This is a genomic window from Pseudomonas sp. LG1E9, from assembly GCF_003290225.1.
In the GTDB taxonomy this organism is placed as follows: domain Bacteria; phylum Pseudomonadota; class Gammaproteobacteria; order Pseudomonadales; family Pseudomonadaceae; genus Aquipseudomonas; species Aquipseudomonas cyclaminis.
The window spans coordinates 1,538,782-1,562,949 of the sequence record NZ_CP029983.1 but is presented as its reverse complement, the minus strand read 5'-3'; the positions used below and the strand labels follow the sequence as shown (position 1 = coordinate 1,562,949).

Sequence of the window (24,168 nt, the reverse complement as noted above, 5' to 3'; positions counted from 1 at the left end):
TATGTTCTTGCGCCATGTTGTAGTGTTCAGTCTTATCGCCCTGCTCGCCGGTTGCGCGGGCATCGGCAGCCGTGAATCCGTTGAAGGCCAGGGCAACCCGGCGCAATGGCAACAGCACAAGGATCAGCTCAGCAGCATTGATGGCTGGCAGATCGAAGGCAAAGTCGGGGTGCGCGCACCCAAGGACTCAGGCAGCGGCACCTTGTTCTGGCTGCAACGCCAGGACTACTACGACATTCGCTTGTCGGGCCCGCTGGGCCGTGGCGCCGCTCGCCTGACAGGTCGACCGGGGCAAGTCAGCCTTGAAGTGGCCAACCAGGGCCGCTATGAGGCGGCTTCGCCGGAAGCACTGCTGGAAGAACAGATTGGCTGGAAGCTACCCGTGTCGCACCTGGTGTGGTGGGTGCGCGGCTTGCCCGCTCCGGACAGCAAGAGTCGCCTGAGCCTCAATGGTGACAGCCGCCTCGCATCACTGGAACAGGATGGCTGGCAGGTTGAGTACCTCAGTTATGTGGAACAGGGCGGTTATTGGCTGCCCGAGCGCATCAAGCTGCATGGCACTGACCTTGATGTCACGCTGGTGATCAAGGATTGGCAACCGCGCAAGCTGGGGCAATAACGTGACTTCAGAACGCCTGATACTGCCCTCACCCGCCAAGCTCAACCTGATGCTGCATATTCTCGGCCGTCGTGAAGACGGCTATCACGAGCTGCAGACGCTGTTTCAATTTCTCGACTACGGTGATGAGCTCACCTTCGCCGTGCGCGACGATGGCGTGATCCACCTGCACACCGAATTCGAAGGCGTGCCCCACGACAGCAACCTGATCGTGAAGGCGGCAAAAAAACTTCAGGAACAATCCGGCTGTGCATTGGGCATCGATATCTGGATCGATAAAATTTTGCCCATGGGCGGCGGAATCGGTGGCGGCAGTTCAAATGCCGCGACGACGTTGCTGGGGCTCAATCACTTGTGGCAACTGGGCTGGGGCAATGATCGCCTGGCCGCACTGGGCCTGACACTGGGCGCAGACGTCCCGGTTTTCGTGCACGGACACGCCGCTTTTGCTGAGGGCGTGGGGGAGAAACTCACCCCGGAATATCCCGAAGAGCCGTGGTATGTCGTGCTTGTCCCGCAAGTATCTGTAAGTACAGCAGAAATTTTTTCAGATCCGTTGTTGACACGTAACTCTTCTCCCATTAAAGTGCGCCCCGTTCCCAAGGGAAACAGTCGAAATGACTGCTTACCGGTTGTAGCAAGGCGTTATCCAGAGGTACGTAACGCTTTGAATTTGTTAGGTAAATTTACCGAAGCAAAATTAACCGGAACTGGAAGTTGTGTGTTTGGGGGCTTCCCAAACAAAGCTGAAGCTGATAAAGTCTCGGCCCTTCTTACAGAGACCCTTACAGGGTTTGTAGCAAAGGGAAGCAACGTTTCTATGTTGCATCGCAAGCTGCAAAGTCTGCTCTAAAAGGAACCGAGTACTGGGTACTCGTTGCAACAGATACAGGGGCGTCGCCAAGCGGTAAGGCAGCAGGTTTTGATCCTGCCATGCGTTGGTTCGAATCCAGCCGCCCCTGCCATTTTCTAATACTCATCCAGGTTACCCTCAGCCTCTAGGTACTGCGCGTGTCCAAGATGATGGTCTTTACGGGGAACGCCAACCCCGATCTGGCTCGACGTGTCGTACGTCAGCTGCATATCCCTCTCGGTGACATCTCTGTCGGTAAATTTTCCGACGGCGAAATTACAGCCGAGATCAATGAAAACGTCCGCGGTAAAGACGTCTTCATTATTCAGCCGACCTGCGCTCCGACCAACGATAACCTGATGGAACTCGTCGTGATGGCTGATGCCTTCCGCCGCTCCTCAGCGACTCGAATCACAGCTGTAATCCCTTACTTTGGTTATGCCCGTCAGGATCGCCGTCCGCGTTCCGCACGTGTGGCTATCAGCGCGAAAGTCGTTGCTGACATGCTGACCGTGGTAGGCATCGACCGTGTTCTCACGGTTGACCTGCACGCTGACCAAATCCAGGGGTTCTTCGATATTCCGGTAGATAACATCTACGGTTCGCCAGTACTGGTGGACGATATCGAAGATCAGCGCTTTGAAAACCTGATGATCGTGTCCCCGGACATTGGTGGCGTCGTGCGTGCACGGGCTGTTGCCAAATCCCTGGGCGTTGATCTCGGGATCATCGACAAACGCCGCGAGAAAGCCAATCACTCTGAAGTGATGCATATCATCGGTGATGTCGAAGGGCGTACCTGTATTCTGGTTGATGACATGGTCGACACCGCCGGCACCCTGTGCCACGCGGCGAAAGCCTTGAAAGAGCACGGTGCAGCAAAAGTCTTCGCCTACTGCACACACCCTGTGCTGTCAGGCCGAGCGATCGAGAACATCGAGAACTCTGTGCTGGACGAACTGGTGGTGACCAACACCATCCCGTTGTCCGCTGCTGCACAAGCCTGTGCGCGTATCCGTCAACTGGATATCGCACCGGTAGTTGCCGAAGCGGTTCGCCGCATCAGCAATGAAGAATCGATCAGCGCGATGTTCCGCTAAGGGTCAAACCTTCGGAACACCTCACTGACGAAAAGCGCCCCGCCCCAGCATTCTGTTGGGGCGGGGCTTTTTTGCCCATATCGCCTTTAGCGCTGGTCGCAAACGCTGGGGCGAATGTGGTTATTTTGGAGATACAACATGAACGATTTTACTCTGAATGCTGAAGTGCGTTCCGACCTGGGGAAAGGTGCGAGCCGCCGCCTGCGTCGTCTCGCAAGCCTGGTTCCAGCTGTAGTTTACGGTGGCGAGAAAGCCCCTGAATCCATCAGCATGCTGGCTAAAGAAGTTGCCAAACTGCTCGAAAACGATGCTGCCTACAGCCACGTTATCGAACTGAACGTTGGCGGCAAAAAGCAGAACGTAATCATCAAAGCCCTGCAACGTCACCCGTCCAAGGGCCACGTTCTGCACGCTGACTTTGTACGCGTTGTAGCCGGTCAGAAACTGACCGCTATCGTGCCTGTGCACTTTGTTGGTGAAGAAGCTCCGGTCAAGAAAGGCGGCGAGATCTCTCACGTCCTGAACGAAATCGAAGTAACTTGCCTGCCGAAAGATCTGCCTGAGTTCATCGAAGTCGACCTGTCGGCTCTGGAAATCGGCGCAATCGTTCACCTGTCCGACCTCAAGGCCCCTAAAGGCGTTGAGTTCGTTGCACTGGCTCACGGTGATGACAAAGCTGTTGCAAACGTACACGCTCCACGCGTTGCTCCAGAAGCTGAAGAAGGCGCTGCAGAGTAATTCACTCTGTATTGCCGGAGCTTGAGGAAACATCGCGGACCGGAACGTAGCGAGAAAGCGGGCGACAACGCGAAGTTTATCTCTGGATAAGTGAGCTCCTGTCGTCCACTTTCGCCGCACTCAGTTCGCGGCGATGTTATCCACAACTCCAAAGGAAGGGCCCCTGTCGTGACTGCCATTAAACTGATCGTTGGCCTGGGAAATCCAGGCGCCGAATACGAACAGACCCGGCATAACGCGGGGGCCCTTTTTGTTGAGCGTATCGCCCATGCCCAAGGTGTAAACCTGGCGGCCGATCGCAAGTATTTTGGCCTGACCGGGCGCTTCTCGCACCAGGGTCAGGATGTTCGTCTGCTGATTCCCACCACCTACATGAACCGCAGCGGCCAAGCTGTCGCGGCGCTTGCGGGCTTCTTCCGGATCAAACCCGAAGAAATCCTGGTGGCCCATGACGAACTGGACCTGCCACCCGGCGTTGCCAAGCTCAAGCTCGGCGGCGGGCATGGCGGGCATAACGGCCTGCGCGACATCATCGCGCAGTTGGGTAATCAGAATAATTTCTACCGCCTGCGGCTCGGCATTGGCCACCCAGGCGTTGCCAGTATGGTTTCAAATTTCGTCCTGGGTCGTGCGCCACGCGCCGAACAGGAAAAACTCGATGCAAGCATCGACTTTGCCCTCGGCGTGCTGCCGGATATCTTCGCCGGGGAATGGAACCGCGCGATGAAAAACCTGCACAGCCAGAAGGCCTGACTTTTTTCCGAGGGGAAACACCATGGGATTCAATTGCGGCATCGTCGGCCTGCCCAACGTCGGCAAATCCACCTTGTTCAACGCTTTGACCAAGTCCGGTATTGCGGCGGAGAACTTCCCCTTCTGCACCATCGAACCCAACAGCGGTATCGTGCCGATGCCGGATCCACGCCTGGATGCCTTGGCGGCCATCGTCAATCCCAAGCGCGTCCTGCCGACCACCATGGAGTTCGTTGACATCGCAGGCCTGGTAGCCGGCGCGTCGAAAGGCGAAGGCCTGGGCAACAAGTTCCTGGCCAACATCCGCGAAACCGATGCCATCGCCCACGTGGTCCGCTGCTTTGAAGACGAGAACGTGATTCACGTCTCCAACAGCGTCGACCCGAAACGCGACATCGAGATCATCGACCTGGAACTGATCTTCGCCGACCTCGACAGCTGCGAGAAACAACTGCAGAAAGTCGCGCGTAACGCCAAGGGCGGCGACAAGGACGCAGTGGTCCAGAAAGGCCTGCTGGAGCAGTTGATCGCACACTTCACCGAAGGCAAGCCGGCACGCAGCCTTATGAAGGGCATGGGCGCCGACGAGAAGGCCGTGATCAAGGGCTTCCACCTGCTGACCACCAAGCCGGTGATGTACATTGCCAACGTCGCTGAAGACGGCTTCGAGAACAACCCCCTGCTCGACGTGGTAAAAGCCATCGCGGACGAAGAAGGCGCGATCGTAGTGCCAGTGTGCAACAAGATCGAAGCGGAAATCGCCGAACTCGATGACGGCGAAGAAAAAGACATGTTCCTTGAGGCCCTGGGCCTGGAAGAACCTGGCCTGAACCGCGTGATTCGTGCGGGCTACGAAATGCTCAACCTGCAGACCTACTTCACCGCCGGTGTCGAAGAAGTCCGCGCCTGGACCGTCAAGGTCGGCGCCACCGCGCCACAGGCTGCAGGCGTGATCCACACCGACTTCGAAAAAGGCTTTATCCGCGCTGAAGTGATCGCCTACAACGACTTTATCCAATTCAAGGGTGAAGCCGGTGCCAAGGAAGCGGGTAAATGGCGCCTGGAAGGTAAGGAATATATTGTTAAAGATGGCGATGTGATGCACTTCCGCTTTAACGTGTAGCCTTCACACGCGCTTATTGCAACACACAAAAAAGCCGACGCAGTGCGTCGGCTTTTTTGTGGCCGAGCTTTAAGTAAATATAAAAATTGTCACACTCCCGCCAAATACCGCCTCTCAAGCTTTTCTCCTACAACCCTATTCAACTATGTAATCTCGATGATTACCCAATTCAACTTTAATCAAGCAACTTCAAACTCTTCCTACACAAAACCAGCAAATTCCTACCTTAATTCGACATAGTATTTTTTATACTATCAACCCATGCCCCATGCTTGCTTAACGTTAATTTACCTGGCGCAATAACAACACGAGGCGCTTATTTAATGTCAACCTTCTGCCACAGGAAAGCCGAACCGGATATCTCATTCATTGACATACCAGATATTGAAAGCACGCTTACCCACACGGCATCACTCAATATTGACATACTCTTATTAGGGGAAACCGGCACCGGCAAGGATACCTTGGCCCATCGAATACATGATTTGTCGGGAAGAAGAGGAGGCTTTGTCGCAGTGAACTGCGCTGCCATCCCGGAGAGCCTAGCAGAGAGCCAATTGTTCGGTGTCAACAGCGGCGCCTATACCGGCGCCGTCCAATCACGTGCAGGTTTCATCGAATCCGCGCACTTGGGCACCTTATATCTGGATGAAATTGATAGCATGCCGTTATCACTTCAAGCCAAGTTATTACGGGTATTGGAGTCGCGGGGTGTGGAGCGACTGGGTTCAACCCGCTTTATTCCAGTGGACATGCGCATCATTGCGTCAGCACAGCAGTCACTGTACGCCATGGTCACGCAAGGGGCTTTCCGGCGAGATCTGTATTTTCGATTGAGCGTAGTCAACATCCAGCTCCCCCCTTTGCGGGAGCGTAGAGACCGAATAATTTCGCTTTTTTTGAACATGGTTCAGCAAGAGGCTGAGAATTTTAAATGCCCTTCTCCCCCCCCCCCAAACGCTTTGCTTCAACAGTTGTTATGCCATCCTTGGCCTGGAAACGTTCGTGAACTACGCTCGACAGCCAAACGCTTCGTATTAGGGCTCCCGCCCTTTTCGGAGGCTATGATCAGCTATCAGGCAACTAAAATGAATCTCAAAAAACGGCTTCAACAAATCGAAAAATCGCTGATTGAAGAGTCACTGCAACGACACAGCAGCAACGTGGATTTGACGGCTGCCGAATTGGGCGTTGCAACGCGCACGCTGTATTATCGGATGAAACAACTCGAAATCCCGTAATAACAGCCGCAAAACCAGGACTCACACATCATTCAGACCGAAGAAACAATTAGCAATATTCAATATTCAAACTGCCAGGAACCGAAGTATCAACGTATGCCACAGAGTGATACCAGGCTCAGGATGTAACGCGATATACCAGGCACCACTCTAGTTGAGCACTGGTTAAAGAAATGCAACCGCAAACCTATTATGTGGAGAGTCACCATGACTTCAGGTATCAACAACTTAGTTCAACCTTATAACTACGGTACAGGTTACGGAGATCAAGGAGGTTACGGAGCTTCGGGCGGCGGAAGCGTAGAGGCAGAAGCTGCAAAAGCGAAAGCGTTGCAAATTGAGGGCATGCGACTCAACAACGAAGTTAAATACGATAACAACTATTCAACCTCTGCTCAAAAAAGGCAGTAACTTAATCGCCTCCTCGGTTTATCAACCGAGGAGGTGACGCAACAGGCTCAAGAAATTCAATGCACCCTCCCCCTGAACCACTCATATAACCGGATTAAAAATGCTTATAGCCGATTATGAAATAATGGAGCATGCTGATCTTTATAAGCCCATTAAAACGCCTGACCATGCCACAGCTGACACAGATATTAGTTTTTTTTCATCACAACTCGGCCACTCCACATCGTCGAGAATCGCAGATGAAAAACTTGACTCGTCAAACCTGTTGATTGCAGCATCAGAACAGTTTGACACCACAAAAGCCAAGATAACCAAACAGCTAAAAACTCTAAGCAAACAGATCGACAGGGATGCGATGAGAAAGTATCCAAACGAGCTCTCCAATACACTATTCATGTCACAAATCCTCGTAAAGAGCCTTGGCAAAACGACCCAATGCATCGACAAAATATGCAACCTCCAGTAGAAAAAAGCATGAGTCGACTTCAAACAACCCTGCTGTCTCTTTCTTTTCTATTTATATTGAACGGTTGCAGTGATCGCGTAGAACTCCATCGCCAATTATCCGAACAGGAAGCAAATGAAGTCGTAGCAGAACTGGCAGATAAACATATTAGAGCACAAAAAATCTCTACCAAGGATGGTGTTACTGTAGCCGTTAATACGAGCGATATCAGCCGCGCTGTACGCACCCTTGAGGCCGTAGGTCTCCCCAAACTTGCTCGTGCCACATTGGGTGATACGTTTCGTAAAGAGGGCGTTATTTCTACGCCACTAGAAGAGCGCGCTCGCTACATCTACGCCTTATCTCAAGAGCTTGAAGCGACATTGTCGAACATCGACGGTGTGATCGTTGCACGAGTACACGTCGTATTGCCCGAACGTATCGCACCGGGAGAACCTGTCCAACCCGCATCAGCCTCGGTATTCATCAAGCACGACCCTCGCCTTGATCCCGATAATATCCGTGCGCGAGTTCGCAGAATGGTCGCAAGCAGCATTCCGGGAATGACCACAGCAGTGGACAATCAACAAAAACTCACTGTGATATTCGTACCTGCTGCGGCTTATCAGGAGCAAAGACGGTTGGCCTATTTCGGTCCTTTCCTAATCCCAGCAAATGATCTTGGCTTCTGGTGGACAAGCGCTATTGTTGCATTGGCCAGTCTGATCTTAACGGGGGTTGGTTCATTATTTTGGCGCAATAGGCGACGCCCACTACCGCAAGAAAAGTCTACGGCTGATTTACCAACTGGACCTTTCCATGGTTCCTAGTTCCGATCACGTAATGACTGAACAACTGGCCTGGGTTCAATGGTGGGCATTTCCCTTGAAATCTTCCCACGAAGACTGGAAGTCTTTACACCCGGAGATTGACCTGACTCTTCGCATTGGAGCCTCGGCGCCAAACAAACTTATGGGCATTGTTCCCTGCTTGCCTCCCCCGCCCCACCATACCGTATATCGACTTGCGCTTGCCTCCACCGAACAACTCGATCTCGCGCTCGCATTGATTCAAAATATCGTTAACCTTGGAACAGCCCACTCCTTGAGTGAAGATCACCATCTATGGTGCACGAGACTTTCTAAAGCACTCAGCCCTGACATACTTCCAACCGGCGATGATCCTTTGCAATTACTGCGCGCCTGGGTAGAGCCCACTATCTGGCAGCGCATTCGATTACGCTTCCCCTGCACGCGAGTGCTTGAGATAGAAAAAAAAGCTCCATTAGTCGAAAACACGCACAGCCGGATCGCGACTCTTTGGCAGGCCGTTGTCTGGCGTGTCACATCTATGAAAAATCACGACACAGTTCATGACTCGCACGGTCAGGAGTTTAACGATGCTCTGCCTGCACAAAATTGAGTTGCACAAGAACGGTACCAGGCTTCCACTCCCACTAATCCCTCATGAAGTGGTGGCAGACATCACGAAGGCTAATCAGCTTTTGGAGCATGCTAAAGCACAGGCTCACGAACTGAGAAGACTAACCGAAGAAGAATGTAAAACGCTGCTAAAAAAAACCACTGTGGAAATCTGGCAACGAGCGGATGACCAACTCAAGCGCTGGGAACGTGAACATGAAAAAATACTTGAAAGTCTCGAATACTATGCAAGCATGATCACCCGTCAAGCGATCAGTTGCATACTTGATGAGACAATCGAATCCAAACGCCTGACGGTTCTCGTAAAAAAGTTGTTGGTCAGTCAGATGCCGCAAATAAATGCGAAATTACTCTGCAGTCCTACAGAAATCGACGCTGTAACACAGTATTTGGCTATTCATGGTGCTGCGCGCTGGACTCTACAGGCAGACGAGGCAATTCCACCTCAAACACTGATACTGAAAACAGACGAGGGTGACTTCTGTATCGATTGGAACTCAATGCTTGATATATTTTTCAAGCACGACAAATAGCATTACTAAAGCGCCTCCATCACTTAAATATTACGTGCATATTTTCTGTGAACGGAACTGAATCAAACCTTTACACCACTACATAAAGAAAGAGTAAGCCTCCATGGACTTTTTTAAAGACTTACCCCTTAACCTTCTGCAAAACAGTAAAAAAGCTTACACGGCACAAAAAAAAGGAGCTGAGGAGGCCATGGAGACTGGCGACTTAGACTTTTTCAACAGACTATTGATCCAACAGCACTACTCCGATTTCGCGTATCAGGAGCAGGGGCGTATCAACCATCAAATACTCAGGACAACTTTTGATAGTTTCCAGTGACTTTGAATTTCTCGTTGCTCATTGGTTGAACAGCGATAAAGAATACATCAAATTGTTTGAAGGGAAAGACGAAATCGTCCTCAGCCGCCAGGAAACTAGGGTGATACTGCGCGTCCAACTCACTCCAGATCAACCCACCCAGACAGACCTGCAATCCTGGCTGCGAATAGGCGCTGCCAGCCTCAATCATTTTCAAGGCGTGCTGTCGCAGGCCCCTACCAATGGTGCGCTGTGGCTTATTCAAAACGACAAGGTTGCACTTGGCGAATCGCATCTGCTCAGGAGTGTCGAATCACTACTCAATCAACGTGATACATGGCGAGACACCGCTGTGCGGCTGAAAAGGTCTGCGCCCCCGTTCACGCCTACCTCGTTACGTTCGTTACTGTACTAATCAGAGAAGCATCTATGTATAACAAGGTCCATAAGCACAACAGCTTACGCATTGACTCGCATGAAACTTTCTCGCTACGTACCAAATGGCGTTGCCTGATCACTGTCGCCTGCTTGTTGGCTCCGGTGTATCCAACCCTCGCCGCCATCCCCCCCGAATGGAAAAACACCGCCTACGCCTATGAAGCCGAACACAAACCCCTGAGGGAAGTGCTCGAAGACTTCGGCCAGACCTTCGGCACACAACTGCAAATCGAGGGTTTGCTGGAGGGGACTGTCAACGGCAAGATCCGCGCGAATACCCCGCAGTCCATGTTGGACAGGCTGGGCGTTGAGCACCGCTTCCAGTGGTATCTCTACAACAACACCCTGTACATCAGCACGCTGGACCAGCAGGAGTCCGCGCGGCTGGAGGTGTCTTCGGAGACGATCAGCGACCTCAAACAGGCGCTGACCGATATCGGATTGCTCGATAGCCGTTTCGGCTGGGGCGAGCTACCGGAAGACGGTGTCGTACTCGTCTCCGGTCCCAAGAGCTATATCCAACAGATCAAGCAATTCAGCAGTCAACGCCGCTCTGCGGATGAAAAACAGAGCGTGCTGAGTTACCCGTTGAAGTTCGCCAATGCCACAGACCGCCTGGTGGATTACCGCGGTGAAAAACTCAACGTTCCAGGCGTCGCCAGCATTTTGCGCGGGCTGCTGGAACCGCGCTCCTCTTCTGCTCTCTCGGGGCTCGGCCAGCGCCCTGCCGCCCAGCCGTCGCCTCTCACGCCAAACGTGCCGCGCCTGGGCAACCCGTTGTTGGGCCAAATGCTTGGTGCAAACGCCAACCCGGCGCAAATGGACATGGGGGCGACCTTGACCCCGCGAGCTCCGGTCGCCAGCAGCCGGATCCGCGTCGAGGCGGATGTGCGTAACAACGCCGTGCTGATCTACGACGTGCCAGAGCGTCAGGCGATGTATCGGGAGTTGATCAGCCAGCTCGACGTTGCGCGCAAACTGGTTGAGATCGATGCGATCATCCTCGATATCGAGCGCACGCAGTTGCGCGAGTTCGGGGTGAACTGGGGCTTTCAGAACAGCCGGTTTCGCGGCGGCGCCAATGTCTCGCCGGGCACCTCATCGCAACTATCGATTGAAAACCGTGACCGCTTCTATGCCGATATACGCGCATTGGAAGCCAAGGGGTTGGCAACCATGGTCTCCAACCCCTCCGTGCTCACCCTGGAAAACCAACCGGCAGTCATCGATTTCAACCGCACGCAGTACCTGACGCCCGGTAGAGAGAATGCAACCATTTTGCCGGTTACCGTGGGCACCAGCTTCCAGGTAGTGCCTCGCGTCATCACCAGCCGTGGCGGCCATCAGATCCACTTAGTGGTGGATATTGAAGACGGCAATTTCGACGAGACCAACCCCAATCCGAACAACCTTGACGTGCGCCGAGGCAAGGTCAGCACCCAGGCCGTGATGGCGGAAAAGCGTTCGCTGGTGGTCGGCGGCTTCCACGTGACCGAGCGCAGCGACAAGCAAAACAAAGTGCCGTTGCTGGGTGATATTCCGCTGCTGGGCAAGGTGCTGTTCTCCTCGACCGAGCGCCAGAACAATCGGCGTGAGCGCTTGTTCATCCTCACCCCGCGTGTCATTGGTGACCAAACCGACCCGTCACGCTACTTGCCCCAGGCCGACCAGGCCGAACTGCAGGCCGCCCTCACGCCGCTGGCCAGGCGCGTTAACCCGCACCAACCGGTGATCAAGCGCAGCGACATCACCAGCACACTGGCCCATCTGGTCAGCGGGCAAGTCCCCAAGGCCTTCAAGGCGGCGCCGATGCCACTGGGGCTCGATACCCTGTGCAACACCCGTGACCTGCTGGCACTGAATACCGAACGCAGCCAATGGTATGCCGGACCGGATTACAACGTCGCGGTGGTGGTGCTGCGCAACCAGTTCACGCGCAATGTGCGCATTGATGAAAAAGAATGCAGCAACTCGCAGACGTTGGCCGTGAGTGTCTGGCCGCGTGCCTGGCTCAAGCCAGGTGAAGAAGCCGAGGTCTTTATCGCCATGCGACCGGTGGTAAAGGATGAACACCTCAGCGTGCCACGCCCCTCCTTGCTCTCTCCAATCCAGAAGGCCACGCCATGAAACACCGCTTGTTGTACGTCACCCTGATCGGCGCGGCATTGCTCGCCACCGGTTGCACACCGACCTGCAAGGGCGACTCCTGCTCACGCCCGCAATCCACCAAGGATAAGCTGGTGATCTGGTGGCCGCCTCAAATGCGCGTCGAACCCGGCCCCGCCGGGGAGCGTGCGGACTATCAGACGGTGTCGCTGGAGCGATGAGTACTCCGGGGATACTGGACGACCATCAGCGTCAGGTCTTCCTCGATAACCTGGTGGGCGGCACTGCCGCTCACCTTACGCTCGGCCCTGGTATAACGGTGTGCGCACAGAACGCAGGCACCCAACCAGGGGTGGCACTGCTGGTCGCTCGCGAAGCGCTGCAGACTGGGCAATTGCAGCAGGCGTTGGAACGACGCTTTGAGCAAGCGCTGGCGTTCGATGGCTGTTTTATCTACCTCGACGCCCAGGACACCCTGGTGATCTGGCACGCGCTGCCTGCAACAACCCGCGCTGCGGACAGGGTCCTCAGCCGGATGCTGACACTGGCCAGCCTGCAAGCCCTGGACACGGGCTCAACCCGCTGATCAACGTTGCTCAAGCTCTGGCAACTCCAGGGTCTCACGCTTGGCCTCATCATCGAGCTCGCGCAAGGTCCGGTAGATCAACGCGACGGCTTGCAAGGTTTCGCGCGGAATGTTCTCGCCCAGTTTCTTCGTATAAAGCGTGCGAGCGAGCCAAACACACTGGATCACTGGCACGTCGGCCGCCTTGGCGCGGTGGATCAGTTTGCGAGCGTTGGCATCAGTGCCCTTGTCCACCAGCAAGGGCAACGGTGTTTTGCCGGGGCGGTAGTAAAGCGCTACGGCAAAGTGCGTCGGGTTGACCACCAGCATATCGGCCTCCTCCAGCTTGGGCAGCTTGACCTTCGGTTCCTCTTGGGCCAATTGGTACGCCAACGAGCGGCGCTGCCCTTTCACATGGGGGTCGCCCTCCATATCCTTATACTCTTTGACGACCTCGACCTGAGTCATGCGCATGCGCTTGGCAAAAAAGTGCTTCTGCAATATCAGGTCGATCAGAGCCAGCACCAGCAGCAACCCCAGGCACGCGTGCAGCAGGTGACGGAACAGTGCAATCAGCGCCAGAAGGTAACTTTGCAGATCGCTATTGGCCAGGTTGATCAACGTTCCCAACGAAGGCCAGACCACCACGTACACAATCAATCCCAGGAGAAACGCTTTGGCGATGCTCATCAATAGGTTCATCAGCGACTGGGCTGAGAACATCTGCTTGATTTGGCTGAGGGGGTTCAGGCGGTTGAAATCGAGCTTCAGGGTCTGCGGAGCAAACAGTATCCCGAACTGCATCCAACTGCTGATCAGCTTCACGATGATCGCAACACCGGCCATCAGCAGGGCGAACGAGAAAAACACCACCAGGCCTTCGGCCAACACTTCCTCCAGCGCTCGCACGAAAGGCTGATTCAGGCGGGACATCGGTAACATCATCAGTTGCTGGAACCGTTGCAAACTGGTCTGGGCGGTGAACAACGCGATTTCGCTGATGGCGGTGAGCACCAGCAACTTGCCCACATCCTGGCTTTGAGCAACCTGGCCTTTCTTGCGTTGGTCACGCAGCTTCTTGGCAGATGCCGGGTGTTTTTTCTCGCCGGAATCACTCATGGTATCGCCGCCTTGAACAGCAGGCCCAGCGAGTGCTTGAGGTCGCCCAACTGGCTCATGCGCCCGACGATCAAGTCCTGTAGCAGCGCAAAGTACAACAGCAGGATTCCGATACCCGCCAGGCTCTTGACCGGTGGCGCCAGCGAACTCACCTGCAACTGCTGACTGTAGACCCCCAGCAACGCGATGCCGAATTCCAGCAACAGCAGCACTGCAATGAACGGTGCGGCATAGAGCATCATGTGCGTGAAGGTATCCGCGAGCAGGTCGACAAATACGCTCATGCCATTCGCCGCCGGCAGCGGAAACCACACCGTGGGGGGCCAGATCAGGTAACTGTCCCAGATCACCTGAGTCAGGGAGCCCAGCCCCAGGCTGACGATCAACAGAAAAATCGCCAACTGCTTGAACAAATGCCCGATGGGCGTCGCATCCGGCCCCAGCGAAGGGTTGAGCTGGCCGCCGGCCAAGGCGCCGCGCTGGTTATCGAGCAGTGCGCCTACCGACTCGAACATCCAGAACGGCATAGAAAGCAAAACGCCCAACAAAAACCCCAGGGCCACTTCCTTGAGCACCAGGCCACCGAGCATGAGCCCTGAGTAGTCGTGGCCCTCCAATGCCGCATGAATACCCGGTGCAGGCATCAGCGCCATGACCATCACGATGGTGTGCCGTGGCATGCCACGGATATGCTGAAAACAGAACGCGACCACCAGAAAGGCGCAGGGGTAGATACGCGCCATGCCAATGATCAGGCTGGGCAGGAACTCCAGATACAGCAGCACAGGCAAAACCTCAATTCAGGGCCGAGCGACCGATCATCTCGAACGTCAGGTTGATCAGTTGAATCAACTCCACACCAATCCAGCGGCCGGTCATGATCAACGTGATACCCACGGCCACCAGCTTGATACCAAAGGGCAGCGTCTGGTCCTGTATCTGCATCAGCGCCTGCACCAGCGACGTCAGCACGCCCACCACCACCGCCACAATCAGCGGCGGTGCCGACAGCACCACCACCAGCAACATGCCTTGCTTGAACAGTACGATCGGTTCCATACGCCCCTCAGAGATAGGAAAGGAACAGGCTGTCGAGCAACCGCGACCAGCCAGACACCAGCACGAACAAGAGCAACTTGAGCGGCAGGGAGATGGTCATGGGCGAGACCATCTGCATCCCCAGCGCCAGCAGCAGGTTGGAGACGATCAGGTCGATCACAATGAAGGGGATATAGATGAGAAAGCCGATCTCGAACCCCGCCTGCAGTTGCGACAGCACGAAGGCCGGTATCAACAGGATCAGGTCCTCGCGCTGCACCTCTTGCGCCATCTGCGCAGGCCACAGGCGCGCGGTATTTTCCAGCAGATGGGTCAGTACGTCCGGGTCGACGTTGCGCAGCATGAATGCACGCAGCGGTTTGATTGCCTCATTCCCGGTCTGCAGAAACGTCTGTACGTTAGTCATGTCCAGGGGCGAAGCCTTGACGCTCTCAGCGATCTCGTACCCCACCGGGGCCATGATAAACAGCGTGGCCGCCAACGCGATCCCGTTGATGGCCATGCTTGGCGGGACCTGCTGCACACCGATGGCGTTGCGGGTAATCATCAGCACAATGACAATCTTCAAGAACGATGTGCAGATGATCAACAGCATGGGCATCAACGACAATGCCCCAAGGAACATCGCTAGAATGAGGGGATCTATCCCCTGCAGTGTCATCGACCGACCATCACGCGAGACAACTGCAAGCCCAGGCGCCCGTCGACTTCCACCAACTGACCCTGGCCAATAGGGCGATCCCCATAGTAAAGGCCGGCCATTCCTGGGGCGTATCCGGCAATCCCCAGCACCGCGCCGGGGGCGAGGTTACGCAACTCACCCAGAGTAAGGTTCAACGTTCCGCAGCGTACGTTCAGCCCGATGCTCAACTCATCGAACGGCTCGTTGCCGAACACATCCACTATGGGCTCATCCTCCTCATGCCCTGAGAAGGGGGGTATTGAAAATTCCTCGTCCACAGACGTGTCCTCGATAGAAGTAAGGGTCAGACGCAGCTGCCCGGTGTCGTCATCAATGCAGCCATGCAGCCGCTGTCTGCCGACCTGTAAATGGCCATTGCCGTGGGCTTGAAACAAGCACTGCTCAAAGATCAGCACGTCGCCAGGCCGCAGGCTGCGTGCCTGCGCAATGGGTAATTGCAAACGTCCCAGGATCACGGCAATTGGCAGTTGAAATGCTCCAGGCATCGGAGCGCCCATGGCGCGCCAAGACCCCGCATCACACAACGCCAGGAAACTTTCAGCCGACAACCACATATAGCCCGTGACACGCGACGCCCCCAGGGTCACGCTGAGCCGGCAACCAAACCCGGTGGGGCGCTCTGTCTCCAGCAAGCGCACATAGCCCAGCAGGGCCAGCACCTGAGGGCTGAGATGATGTTGAAACAGCGCCCAGAACCAGGACTCTGCATCGTTGCCAGCCTCGGCCAGCGTCACCGGGCACTCACCCAGCAAGCTCAATAACGGCCCGGCCTCAGCGAGCGCCAGCACCCCGCATACGGTTTCCAGGCACACGGCTTTGACCCCGGCAGGCGCGCGCCCTGGTTCGAGACACAACACACCGCCCTGCCCCGCCACGTGGAACGGCAGGCGCAAGCCGCGCCCCAATCGACGGCGTGCGGCAACCGTATCGCCGTTGACCAAAGGCAATATCAACTGCGGCATCATCATGCCGACCCGGCGTTGGGTATAAACAGGCTGACCGGCTGCCCCAGCGCGGCGGCAAATCGACCTTCGCACTGTTGGCGCGTGCCCCTGAGCCAACGCGCTGTGGCGTCATCTTCCGCTTCCAGATCAATGCTCCAGGCGTTCTGCTCACGGCGTACGCTGGCGTTGATCCGTCCCAGCCGCGGCAAATACAACACCGCCTGAAGCGGCCACTGCGCGCTGCCCATCACGCGAGGTGCCAGTTGCTCCGCAAGCGCCTCAATCATGGAAGTCGTCATCGACTCTTTCATGCCCGACAAGCCACCCCGCGTCCCGCTACCTTCATCGCTATCGCTGAACAACTGGGCAAACAGCCGCCCTTGCTCCCACGGCACCACGACGCCAGCACCAGGCTCATGTCCCTCTCTAGGCTCGCGCTGTCGTGGGCGTTCGGTGGGTTTGGTTGAAACCTGGGTCATGTCGACTCCTGGAGCAGTAAAAGAGATAACTCCTGCAGTTTTTCCACCTGACGCAGACACTCGCTAACCTGTTTCTGAGTACTGTCGACGCGGGCTTCCTTTTCTTCCTGCTGCCCCCGTAGCGTTTCCAGCTGACCTTGGTCGCGCCGAGTCGTGGCAGACAATGAGCGCTCCTGCGCGCCCCAGGATTTGAGCGCCTGCAGGGTCAATACCTGGCCTTGATGCTGACTGAGCAATTGGGCGCTTTGCCGGGCCTCTTCCTCCCGGGCTTGCTCAAGGGCGGCCTGGGCCTGCTGGATATGTGCGAGCAAGGCTTTCTGAGCCCGCTTCGCTTCACGCAGCGCACGCTCGGCCCGGTCCGCCCGATGCCGGCGCAGGCGTCGCAAGGTCTCGACTTCATCCAGCAGCACATTCGAATAGGTTGATTCAGAAAGGGACATAGGCAGTCAGCTCCTTGAGCTGGTCCAGCGTAGCCGCGAGTGGCGCCGGCTCACGCAAGTCTTGGCGCAGGAAATCGTCCACGGCCTGACGACTGTCCACGGCCAGGTCGGTCAGGGCATCGCTGCCGGGCTGGTACTCACCCAGCTTGAGCATCAACTCGATCTGCTGGTACGCCGACAACAGGCGCCGCAACGCCGTCCCGGCACGGATGTCGTCAGGCTCGGCGACATTGCTCAAAATCCGCGACAGGCTCGCGAGGACATCGACCGCCGGGTAGTGCCCGCGCTCGGCCAGCTTGCGTGACAGCACGATATGCCCATCGAGCAGCGAACGAACCTCATCGGCCACGGGGTCGTTCATGGAGTCCTGTTCGATCAGCACCGTGTAGATAGCGGTGATCACGCCTTCACGGGTCAGGCCGGCGCGCTCGACCAGCCGTGGCAACAGGCTGTACACCGACGGAGGTAAACCACCGCGCCCCAAGGGTTCGCCGGCGGCCAGGCCGATTTCGCGCTGGGCCCGGGCGAAACGCGTCAGGGAATCGATCAGCAGCAACACCCGCTTCCCCTTGCGTCGAAAACCTTCCGCCAATGCGGTTGCCGTAAAGGCCGCACGGGCGCGCTCCATGCTGGAGCGATCGGACGTGGCACACACCAGTACCGCTTTGGAGCGCAGCTGCTCATCCAGTTCGTGGTCGAGAAACTCACGCAGCTCCCGGCCCCGCTCGCCGATCAGGCCGAATACAATCACATCGCACTCGACATTACGGGCGATCTCGGCCAACAAGGTGGTCTTGCCGCAACCGGCCCCCGCGAACAACCCCACACGCTGGCCTTCGCCGAGCGTCAGCAGGCCGTCGATCGAGCGCACACCCGTGGCCAGCGCGCGGTTGATCCTCGGCCGGTCGGTGGGCAAGGGCGCTTCACATAACACCGGGCTTGCATCAGGCGCATCAGCCTCGGCAAACGCACTGGGGCCATCCCCCGTAATCGGCCGTCCAAAACCATCCAGCACCTGGCCCAGCAGCGCGTCACTGACCTGCACGCAATGCGGCACACCCAGGCGCTCCACGCCGGCGCCCACGCGCACACCTTCCAGGTTGCCCAGGGCACTGAGCACCGCATCCTGCTGATCAAAACCGATGATCTCGGCCAGCATGTATTCGCCTGGCTTTTTTTCTACCTGGCACAAGTCACCGATACGCGCCTGAGGCAACCGGCATTGCAGCAGCATGCCGTTGACGCGCTGGATACGACCGCGCATCTTCACCGGCGAAAACCTCACCAGCGATTGTGTCTGGCGCTGCTGCCATGCATCGAGGCGCGCTTGCAGGTCCGTACTCACCAGCGCACCTCATAGCGCTGTGCGCCATCGAAAATCACTTTGCTGTTATCGATCAAGACCAGACGCAAGCCATCCAATTCGTCCCCCACAAACAGCCGACCGCCGTCTTCAAGCACCACATGACCGTTCGGCCCGCCAACGATCTGCACAATCCTGAACGGCGGTGCGCTGTCGCGTACCCGGACACGGCTGATCACCGGAACGTCACTGTCAAACTGCTCGCCAAAGCGGCTGAGCATGCGCGCCACCAAGTCCACATCCTCTTGGGAAACATCCCCATTGAGGGCAACCTGGCCATTGATCACCTGCAAGCTGACGCGATGATCCAACTCGCGCTCGTTGAGCATCTTCAGCAACTGCTGGCGCACTTCGAACGGCGAACCCAGCTCGTTTTTCTTGACCTCAGGAGGCATCAGCGAAGCCTGGGCCTCGCGCTCCCCCGTAGAGGCCATGCCCACCGCCATGATGATGATCGTCACCACCAACACCAGGCTAAGCAGGCGCTTTTGCTGGGAGTGCGAGATGGACGACAACGTGAGTGTTCGCACAGGGTCGACGCTCGGGCGCGATGATGTCGGTACCGCCGCCGGAGCTGGCGCTGGTGCCTGGGGCCAGGGATGATCAGCCAGGGCGACACACAGCCGAACCGTGCCCACCAGAAACGGTACGCTGACTTCCAGCCTCGCAATCTGGGCCAGCACCTGTCCATCAGCGCCGCGCAGCAGACCGGCTTCGGCTTGTACCGACCAGTTCGAGTCGATAAACCGCAACCGCGCATGCTGCTCGGCGATCCCAGAATCATTGAGCACCAAATCTGCATCTGAATGGGCACCAATACTCCATTCGTCGCCAAACAACGGCAACGCAGCGCCTTGGTGTAAACCGTCCAGCACACGTAGCTCAAACATCATCGAGCCCTACCTGACACTGACCATGGATGGGCACTCACGCCACGGCACCCCGCATCAGTTCGTCCTGGCCGAAGTCGAAACGTCCGAGTACTTTCACCTTCGAGGTGCTTCCCAGTTCAGCAAAGGACAGCACCGGAACATGGTTGAACTCCTCCAGCAGCAGGGTACGTAGAGGGCTGCGCAAGTCTTGCGCTACCAACATCACGCTTTTGGTTTTTGGACGTAAGGTAAAAGCCTGGTTGAGCAGGCTGACCAGCGCTGCACTGCTCTCATCGTCAAGCGCAAAAAACACCCCGGTCTGAGTCTGGCGCAGTGCCTCGCGCAAGGTGTTTTCGCTCTGTGGTGACAACAACCACACGTGCAGGCCATCAGCTTCACTGTACTGGTGAAATATCTGGGACTTGAGGGCAATACGGGCATAGCCGGCCAATGCCTCCGGCTCACGTTCATGCTGGCCATATTCGATCAGCGACTCGACGATCAGCCGCACTGCGCGCAGCGGCACGCCTTCACCGGCCAGTCGTTGCAATACCGCTGAAAACCGCGAAAGCGGCATGATGCGTTGTAACTCTTGCACCAGTTCGGGCTGGTTGTGCTCCAGCCAACTGAGGATCGACTTGCTCTCCTGAATACCCAGGAACTGCGGTCCGCTGAGCATCATCGCTTGCTTCATGCGTTCAATAATCAGGGTCGTTGCACTGAAGCGCTCCAACTGCTGATCATCCAGCACCGGATCATCAGGCCTCACCCAGACCCATTCCTGCTCATCACGCTCGGCCAGCCCTTCCTGGGCGTCTTCCAGCTCAACAGTCAGCGCCTTGCGCTCTACCGCCACGCGGCTGACGACAGAGGCTTTGATCATCGGCACTTCATGCACGCAAAACCGCATTTCATCGTCGGCCAGCGAATCATCCAGCTCGACCTCGAATGGCGGCAACGTGAGCCCGATGTTAGCGACAAGCGCATTGCGTGCCTGGCGGATGCCGTGAATCAAGTCCGTCACTTGCGGCGTCCCTCGCAGTGCAGGGGGAAACTTCAACAAGTAAGGCCGCGACGGATCAAAGCCACGCAGGTCTTCACTGCCGTTCTCTTCAGGGCGCACCGCTTCGGCTGCCTGGGCTTCGGGCTGCGCTTGTTGCTGCCGCTTGCGCGCGAGGTAATAACCCAGAGCCCCGGTCATAATCGAGATAAAGATAAACACGAGTGTGGGCATGCCCGGCACTATCGCGAACGCCAGCATTCCGACCGAAGCAATCATCCAGCTCTTGGGCTCGCTGGTCATTTGCCGGGCAATTTCGGCGCCCATATTGCTGACGCCCTTGCGGCCGTCCGGTGCGACGCGAGTAATGATCATGCCCGCCGTCAGCGAGATCAGCAGCGCAGGAATCTGCGCAATCAGGCCATCACCGATGGTCAGTACGGAATACAGCGAGATCGACTCGGCAGCGCTCAAGCCGTGCTGGAACATCCCCGTGGAGAAGCCGCCCAGCAGGTTGACCAGCACAATGATCAAACCGGCGATGGCGTCGCCCTTGACGAACTTCATCGCCCCGTCCATGGCTCCGAACAATTGGCTTTCACGGGACAACTGCTCGCGCTTGTCCCGCGCTTGCCCGCCGTCAATCAGCCCGGCGCGCAGGTCGCTGTCGATAGACATTTGCTTACCGGGCATCGCATCCAGGCTGAACCGCGCCGCGACTTCGGCGACCCGTTCCGAGCCTTTGGTGATGACCAGAAAGTTGACCAGTGTCAGGATCAGGAAGATCACCATCCCCACCGCCAGATTGCCCCCGACCACAAAATTGCCGAAGGCCTCGACGATCTCACCGGCGTCCTGTTCCAGCAGGATCAAGCGGGTGGTAGCGATCGACAGCGCCAGACGAAACATCGTGGTCAACAGCAAAATCGACGGGAACGACGAGAACGCCAACGGCCCCGGCAAATACAACGCCAGCACGATCAACAGGCACGAGATACAAATATTCAGTGCAATAAGGATATCCACCAGCCAGGTGGGCAAAGGCACGATAAAAATAAACACGATGGCCATGACCACCACGGCGCCCAGCACCTCCGCACGCCGTGCCACCTTGAGCAGCACGTTATTGATGACCGCCAGTGCGGTCACGCCCGGTCCCTCGAAAAGCCTGCCACGTAGGCAGAGCCCCGTTCGATACGAGCAAACTCATCCATCACCAGCAAAAAGTTGTGCAGGGCCTCCTGACGCCCACGCTGATCACTCCACAACGCGATAGGGAATTGTTGGAACAACGGGTACAGCGCATTGAGCAACACTAGAGAAACCGATGACTTGTCACCAGCCAACTCCTGCACCAGGCTCTGGATCTCCGCAGGGGCGATGCCGCTGCCGGCATAACCCAGCAGGCGCTGCAGCAGGCTGACCGAGTCCTGCTCGATACTCATGCGCTGAATCAGCATCTGGCATGCACCGAGCACCGCACTCAACTGCCCGCAGCTTTGCAGGCCCAGTAACAACGTACGCAACTGCGCCGTGGGTACCGACGGCGTGTGTGCCGCAATATCGTCCGCCAAGGCCTTGCGCATCACCATGAGCCCTGCGGCGAAACGGTCGCCACCGTACACGCCCAGCAAGGCCTGCATCATGCGAGCCAGGGACTGGCGCTGCACCACACTCGCGTAGTAGAGCGCCCGCACCGCCTGGCACTCCTGCGGATCACCACTGGCCGCATGCAGCGTCATGGCGATGTTGAGCCCGGCCTGGATCTCGCCCTTGTAGCGAACCTCCAACTTGGCCAGCGCGTCTCGGGCCAGCCCGGCTTCGGTCTCGCGCAATTCACCTTCGGCCTGGGTCAGGACATGCTTGAGCACCACATACGTGCAAGCAGGATCACGGCCAGTCAGCTCCACTATTGTGTCAACGCTGGGCCGTTGCAGCAGTTGCATCCTGATCCGACGCGCAACAGCGGAAAGGCTTGCATCAGCGGGGAGGCTAAGCAGGCTGTAGAGCCGCTTGAACTGCTCGATGGGCGGCACGCGCACCTCAAACGTACGCTCGCCCAACGGTTGGTTGTTACGCATTGCTTCCTGGCTGAACACGTTGGCCAGTTCATCGATGCCCGTCGCAGCCGACAGCGTCTGGGGTGCGATCCCAGTGCTGGGACCCAGCTGATCCAGATACTGGCTCTTTTGCACTTCAGGGGTGATTTCGACGTTCATGGGCGTGCCGAGATAAGAAGAGTGTGTGCTTGTGTGGCAAGAAACCCCGAGACGGTTCCACTTTTATTCACACCCTGAACTTTTGAAAAAACCGGCACAAAACACCCATGGTTTTTTGCAAAAAACTGCGCAACCAGCATCAGATAAAATATTTTTATTCATATATTTCAGCTGCTTACATAGATCTTCCGTTTGGCACAGCCAGTGCTACAGGGCTTTGCGTCGAAAGCATTTCGACCCGTTCACCCTGAGGAAAAAACCATGAATCTTCCCATTGAAGCTTTAGCTCACCTCGTTGGCAGCTCGCCTCAATTCATGCATCACCTGACAGACGAACAGCAGAAAAAACTCCGACGCTTCATTCACAAACGCGTACTCAACCCGGAAGATGCGGATGACCTTCTGCAACTGACTTACCTGGAAGCATGGCGCAACCGCGAGCGCTTCTGCGGTAACGCATCGCTCAGCACCTGGATGTGTGGCATCGCACAGAACCTGATCCGCAATCATTTCAGGCGCATGTATGCCAAACCTGTGCATTGCGAATTTGATGAGTCGTTGTGGCATGGCCAGGCAGAAAACAACAACCTGGATTGGGAATTTGAGGTCAACCGCCGCCTGGAGAACACCCTGAGCGCCATCGACCATCTGCCAACGGAAATGCGCAAGACGCTATACGCATCGCTGGAAACCGACGGCAGCTACCAGGACACCGCCGACGTATTGGACATCCCTATCGGCACAGTCCGCTCACGCTTGTCGCGCGCGCGCGAACAGCTCAAGCGCGCCACCCAAAACCCGTTTCAACCGTAAGACTGGCTGACAGGCCAAACGTTGGGCGGCAGGGATATCTGCCCAACCGGACTCCACCTGTTTCCAGCCGGCGCCCCCAATGTTGCCAGGCCCCCACCACTGTCCAGACATCACGAAAGCAGAGGCTGGCAGTCACGCAACACCCTCAGTTTCGTTAAACAATTGAAAGCGTAGAAAAAATCTTCACAAAAATGCTTGACGCATTTGCGTTCTACGCGAATAATGCGCGCCACTTGGCTACGTAGCTCAGTTGGTTAGAGCATAGCATTCATAATGCTGGGGTCCGGGGTTCAAGTCCCTGCGTAGCCACCAAGTACCGATCCATAGATGTCTACAGCAGTCTGTGAATCACCTCAAGAAGCCCGCCTAGTGCGGGCTTTCTTGTGTCTGGAGTTTCATCCAGATCCGCCTCTCACATTACGCGTGCTCTCTGAAAGCCTCGATTAAGCACGCGGCAAACGGGTGATTAACCCGTTGCGCGTAAGGCCTGCG

29 protein-coding genes and 2 tRNA genes are annotated in these 24,168 nt (G+C 56.5%); 20 read left to right on the top strand and 11 right to left on the bottom strand.

All coding sequences use genetic code 11. From position 1 onward, the window contains the following. The first annotated feature begins 1 nt into the window (after position 1). From lolB to DNK50_RS07235, 18 genes are all read left to right on the top strand, one after another. Positions 2 to 619 carry a lipoprotein insertase outer membrane protein LolB gene (lolB, locus tag DNK50_RS07315; RefSeq protein WP_099583950.1) on the top strand — a complete coding sequence of 206 codons (618 nt, stop codon included), beginning with the start codon at positions 2 to 4 and terminating at the stop codon, positions 617 to 619. A gap of 49 nt (positions 620 to 668) precedes the next feature. Next, complete coding sequence (ispE, locus tag DNK50_RS07310; protein WP_256595610.1) at positions 669 to 1,472, top strand: 4-(cytidine 5'-diphospho)-2-C-methyl-D-erythritol kinase; 804 nt, start codon at positions 669 to 671, stop codon at positions 1,470 to 1,472. Positions 1,473 to 1,509: 37 nt separating this feature from the next. Continuing rightward, positions 1,510 to 1,584, top strand: a tRNA-Gln gene (locus DNK50_RS07305). A 46-nt stretch (positions 1,585 to 1,630) separates the two neighbouring features. Further along, entirely contained in the window at positions 1,631 to 2,572 is a 942-nt protein-coding gene (locus DNK50_RS07300) for a ribose-phosphate pyrophosphokinase (protein WP_003171603.1), read from the top strand. A gap of 138 nt (positions 2,573 to 2,710) precedes the next feature. After that, the gene (locus tag DNK50_RS07295; RefSeq protein WP_099583948.1) at positions 2,711 to 3,310 is read left to right on the top strand and encodes a 50S ribosomal protein L25/general stress protein Ctc; all 600 of its coding nucleotides are present in this window, start codon (positions 2,711 to 2,713) and stop codon (positions 3,308 to 3,310) included. Between the two features lie 168 nt (positions 3,311 to 3,478). Further along, positions 3,479 to 4,063 (top strand): aminoacyl-tRNA hydrolase, encoded by a 585-nt coding sequence (gene pth / locus DNK50_RS07290; RefSeq protein WP_003171596.1) that lies wholly within the window; start codon positions 3,479 to 3,481, stop codon positions 4,061 to 4,063. A 22-nt stretch (positions 4,064 to 4,085) separates the two neighbouring features. After that, on the top strand, positions 4,086 to 5,186 hold the full coding sequence (gene ychF / locus DNK50_RS07285; RefSeq protein ID WP_099583947.1) for a redox-regulated ATPase YchF: 1,101 nt from the start codon (positions 4,086 to 4,088) through the stop codon (positions 5,184 to 5,186). Positions 5,187 to 5,509: 323 nt separating this feature from the next. Then, entirely contained in the window at positions 5,510 to 6,427 is a 918-nt protein-coding gene (locus DNK50_RS07280) for a sigma 54-interacting transcriptional regulator (protein WP_112193352.1), read from the top strand. A 207-nt stretch (positions 6,428 to 6,634) separates the two neighbouring features. Further along, positions 6,635 to 6,838, top strand: coding sequence for a hypothetical protein (locus DNK50_RS28760; RefSeq protein ID WP_162633363.1), 204 nt, complete (start codon positions 6,635 to 6,637; stop codon positions 6,836 to 6,838). Between the two features lie 100 nt (positions 6,839 to 6,938). Continuing rightward, the gene (locus tag DNK50_RS29085; protein WP_256595553.1) at positions 6,939 to 7,304 is read left to right on the top strand and encodes a type III secretion apparatus protein RspB; all 366 of its coding nucleotides are present in this window, start codon (positions 6,939 to 6,941) and stop codon (positions 7,302 to 7,304) included. Between the two features lie 8 nt (positions 7,305 to 7,312). Beyond that, a complete protein-coding gene (gene sctJ, locus DNK50_RS07270; protein WP_112193350.1) occupies positions 7,313 to 8,113 on the top strand; it encodes a type III secretion system inner membrane ring lipoprotein SctJ in 801 nt (266 codons plus the stop codon). A 13-nt stretch (positions 8,114 to 8,126) separates the two neighbouring features. Then, on the top strand, positions 8,127 to 8,705 hold the full coding sequence (locus DNK50_RS07265; protein WP_244653858.1) for a type III secretion protein: 579 nt from the start codon (positions 8,127 to 8,129) through the stop codon (positions 8,703 to 8,705). Then, a complete protein-coding gene (gene sctL / locus DNK50_RS07260) occupies positions 8,683 to 9,258 on the top strand; it encodes a type III secretion system stator protein SctL (RefSeq protein WP_112193346.1) in 576 nt (191 codons plus the stop codon). Before DNK50_RS07265 ends, sctL begins: the two co-directional genes overlap by 23 nt. A 103-nt stretch (positions 9,259 to 9,361) precedes the next feature. After that, the gene (locus tag DNK50_RS07255) at positions 9,362 to 9,577 is read left to right on the top strand and encodes a hypothetical protein (RefSeq protein ID WP_112193344.1); all 216 of its coding nucleotides are present in this window, start codon (positions 9,362 to 9,364) and stop codon (positions 9,575 to 9,577) included. After that, complete coding sequence (locus tag DNK50_RS07250; protein WP_256595551.1) at positions 9,561 to 9,971, top strand: type III secretion protein; 411 nt, start codon at positions 9,561 to 9,563, stop codon at positions 9,969 to 9,971. The genes DNK50_RS07255 and DNK50_RS07250 overlap by 17 nt, the downstream gene beginning before the upstream one ends. Positions 9,972 to 9,985: 14 nt before the next feature. Continuing rightward, positions 9,986 to 12,121: a type III secretion system outer membrane ring subunit SctC gene (gene sctC / locus DNK50_RS07245; protein ID WP_112193342.1), complete on the top strand. Its 2,136-nt coding sequence runs from the start codon at positions 9,986 to 9,988 to the stop codon at positions 12,119 to 12,121. Next, entirely contained in the window at positions 12,118 to 12,321 is a 204-nt protein-coding gene (hrpT, locus tag DNK50_RS07240) for an HrpT family type III secretion system protein (RefSeq protein ID WP_099583939.1), read from the top strand. Before sctC ends, hrpT begins: the two co-directional genes overlap by 4 nt. Further along, entirely contained in the window at positions 12,318 to 12,686 is a 369-nt protein-coding gene (locus DNK50_RS07235) for a transcriptional regulator (protein ID WP_099583938.1), read from the top strand. Before hrpT ends, DNK50_RS07235 begins: the two co-directional genes overlap by 4 nt. Here the strand turns inward: DNK50_RS07235 and sctU are convergent, their stop codons facing one another. From sctU to sctW, 11 genes are read right to left on the bottom strand one after another with little or no spacing between them, the layout of a single operon-like run. After that, a complete protein-coding gene (sctU, locus tag DNK50_RS07230; protein ID WP_112193340.1) occupies positions 12,687 to 13,784 on the bottom strand; it encodes a type III secretion system export apparatus subunit SctU in 1,098 nt (365 codons plus the stop codon). Then, positions 13,781 to 14,569 (bottom strand): type III secretion system export apparatus subunit SctT, encoded by a 789-nt coding sequence (gene sctT / locus DNK50_RS07225; protein ID WP_099583936.1) that lies wholly within the window; start codon positions 14,567 to 14,569, stop codon positions 13,781 to 13,783. Before sctT ends, sctU begins: the two co-directional genes overlap by 4 nt. Before the next feature lie 10 nt (positions 14,570 to 14,579). Then, a complete protein-coding gene (gene sctS, locus DNK50_RS07220; protein ID WP_065938437.1) occupies positions 14,580 to 14,843 on the bottom strand; it encodes a type III secretion system export apparatus subunit SctS in 264 nt (87 codons plus the stop codon). Between the two features lie 7 nt (positions 14,844 to 14,850). Next, complete coding sequence (gene sctR / locus DNK50_RS07215; RefSeq protein ID WP_099583935.1) at positions 14,851 to 15,504, bottom strand: type III secretion system export apparatus subunit SctR; 654 nt, start codon at positions 15,502 to 15,504, stop codon at positions 14,851 to 14,853. Continuing rightward, on the bottom strand, positions 15,501 to 16,514 hold the full coding sequence (locus tag DNK50_RS07210; protein WP_112193338.1) for a FliM/FliN family flagellar motor switch protein: 1,014 nt from the start codon (positions 16,512 to 16,514) through the stop codon (positions 15,501 to 15,503). The genes sctR and DNK50_RS07210 overlap by 4 nt, the downstream gene beginning before the upstream one ends. Next, complete coding sequence (locus tag DNK50_RS07205; RefSeq protein WP_099583933.1) at positions 16,511 to 16,969, bottom strand: type III secretion system HrpP C-terminal domain-containing protein; 459 nt, start codon at positions 16,967 to 16,969, stop codon at positions 16,511 to 16,513. Before DNK50_RS07205 ends, DNK50_RS07210 begins: the two co-directional genes overlap by 4 nt. Continuing rightward, on the bottom strand, positions 16,966 to 17,409 hold the full coding sequence (locus DNK50_RS07200) for a YscO family type III secretion system apparatus protein (RefSeq protein WP_112193336.1): 444 nt from the start codon (positions 17,407 to 17,409) through the stop codon (positions 16,966 to 16,968). The genes DNK50_RS07205 and DNK50_RS07200 overlap by 4 nt, the downstream gene beginning before the upstream one ends. Continuing rightward, the gene (locus tag DNK50_RS07195; protein WP_099583931.1) at positions 17,396 to 18,754 is read right to left on the bottom strand and encodes a FliI/YscN family ATPase; all 1,359 of its coding nucleotides are present in this window, start codon (positions 18,752 to 18,754) and stop codon (positions 17,396 to 17,398) included. The genes DNK50_RS07200 and DNK50_RS07195 overlap by 14 nt, the downstream gene beginning before the upstream one ends. Next, the gene (locus DNK50_RS07190; protein ID WP_112196900.1) at positions 18,751 to 19,662 is read right to left on the bottom strand and encodes an FHA domain-containing protein; all 912 of its coding nucleotides are present in this window, start codon (positions 19,660 to 19,662) and stop codon (positions 18,751 to 18,753) included. Before DNK50_RS07190 ends, DNK50_RS07195 begins: the two co-directional genes overlap by 4 nt. A gap of 37 nt (positions 19,663 to 19,699) precedes the next feature. Continuing rightward, complete coding sequence (gene sctV, locus DNK50_RS07185; protein ID WP_112193334.1) at positions 19,700 to 21,793, bottom strand: type III secretion system export apparatus subunit SctV; 2,094 nt, start codon at positions 21,791 to 21,793, stop codon at positions 19,700 to 19,702. Then, positions 21,790 to 22,863 (bottom strand): type III secretion system gatekeeper subunit SctW, encoded by a 1,074-nt coding sequence (gene sctW, locus DNK50_RS07180; protein ID WP_112193333.1) that lies wholly within the window; start codon positions 22,861 to 22,863, stop codon positions 21,790 to 21,792. The genes sctV and sctW overlap by 4 nt, the downstream gene beginning before the upstream one ends. A gap of 261 nt (positions 22,864 to 23,124) precedes the next feature. Here sctW and DNK50_RS07175 point away from each other — a divergent pair, with 261 nt between their 5' ends. Both DNK50_RS07175 and DNK50_RS07170 read left to right on the top strand, forming a co-directional pair. Beyond that, the gene (locus DNK50_RS07175; protein WP_099583929.1) at positions 23,125 to 23,676 is read left to right on the top strand and encodes an RNA polymerase sigma factor; all 552 of its coding nucleotides are present in this window, start codon (positions 23,125 to 23,127) and stop codon (positions 23,674 to 23,676) included. A 235-nt stretch (positions 23,677 to 23,911) separates the two neighbouring features. Next, positions 23,912 to 23,988 (top strand) — tRNA-Met (locus DNK50_RS07170). The last annotated feature ends 180 nt before the right edge of the window (positions 23,989 to 24,168 follow it).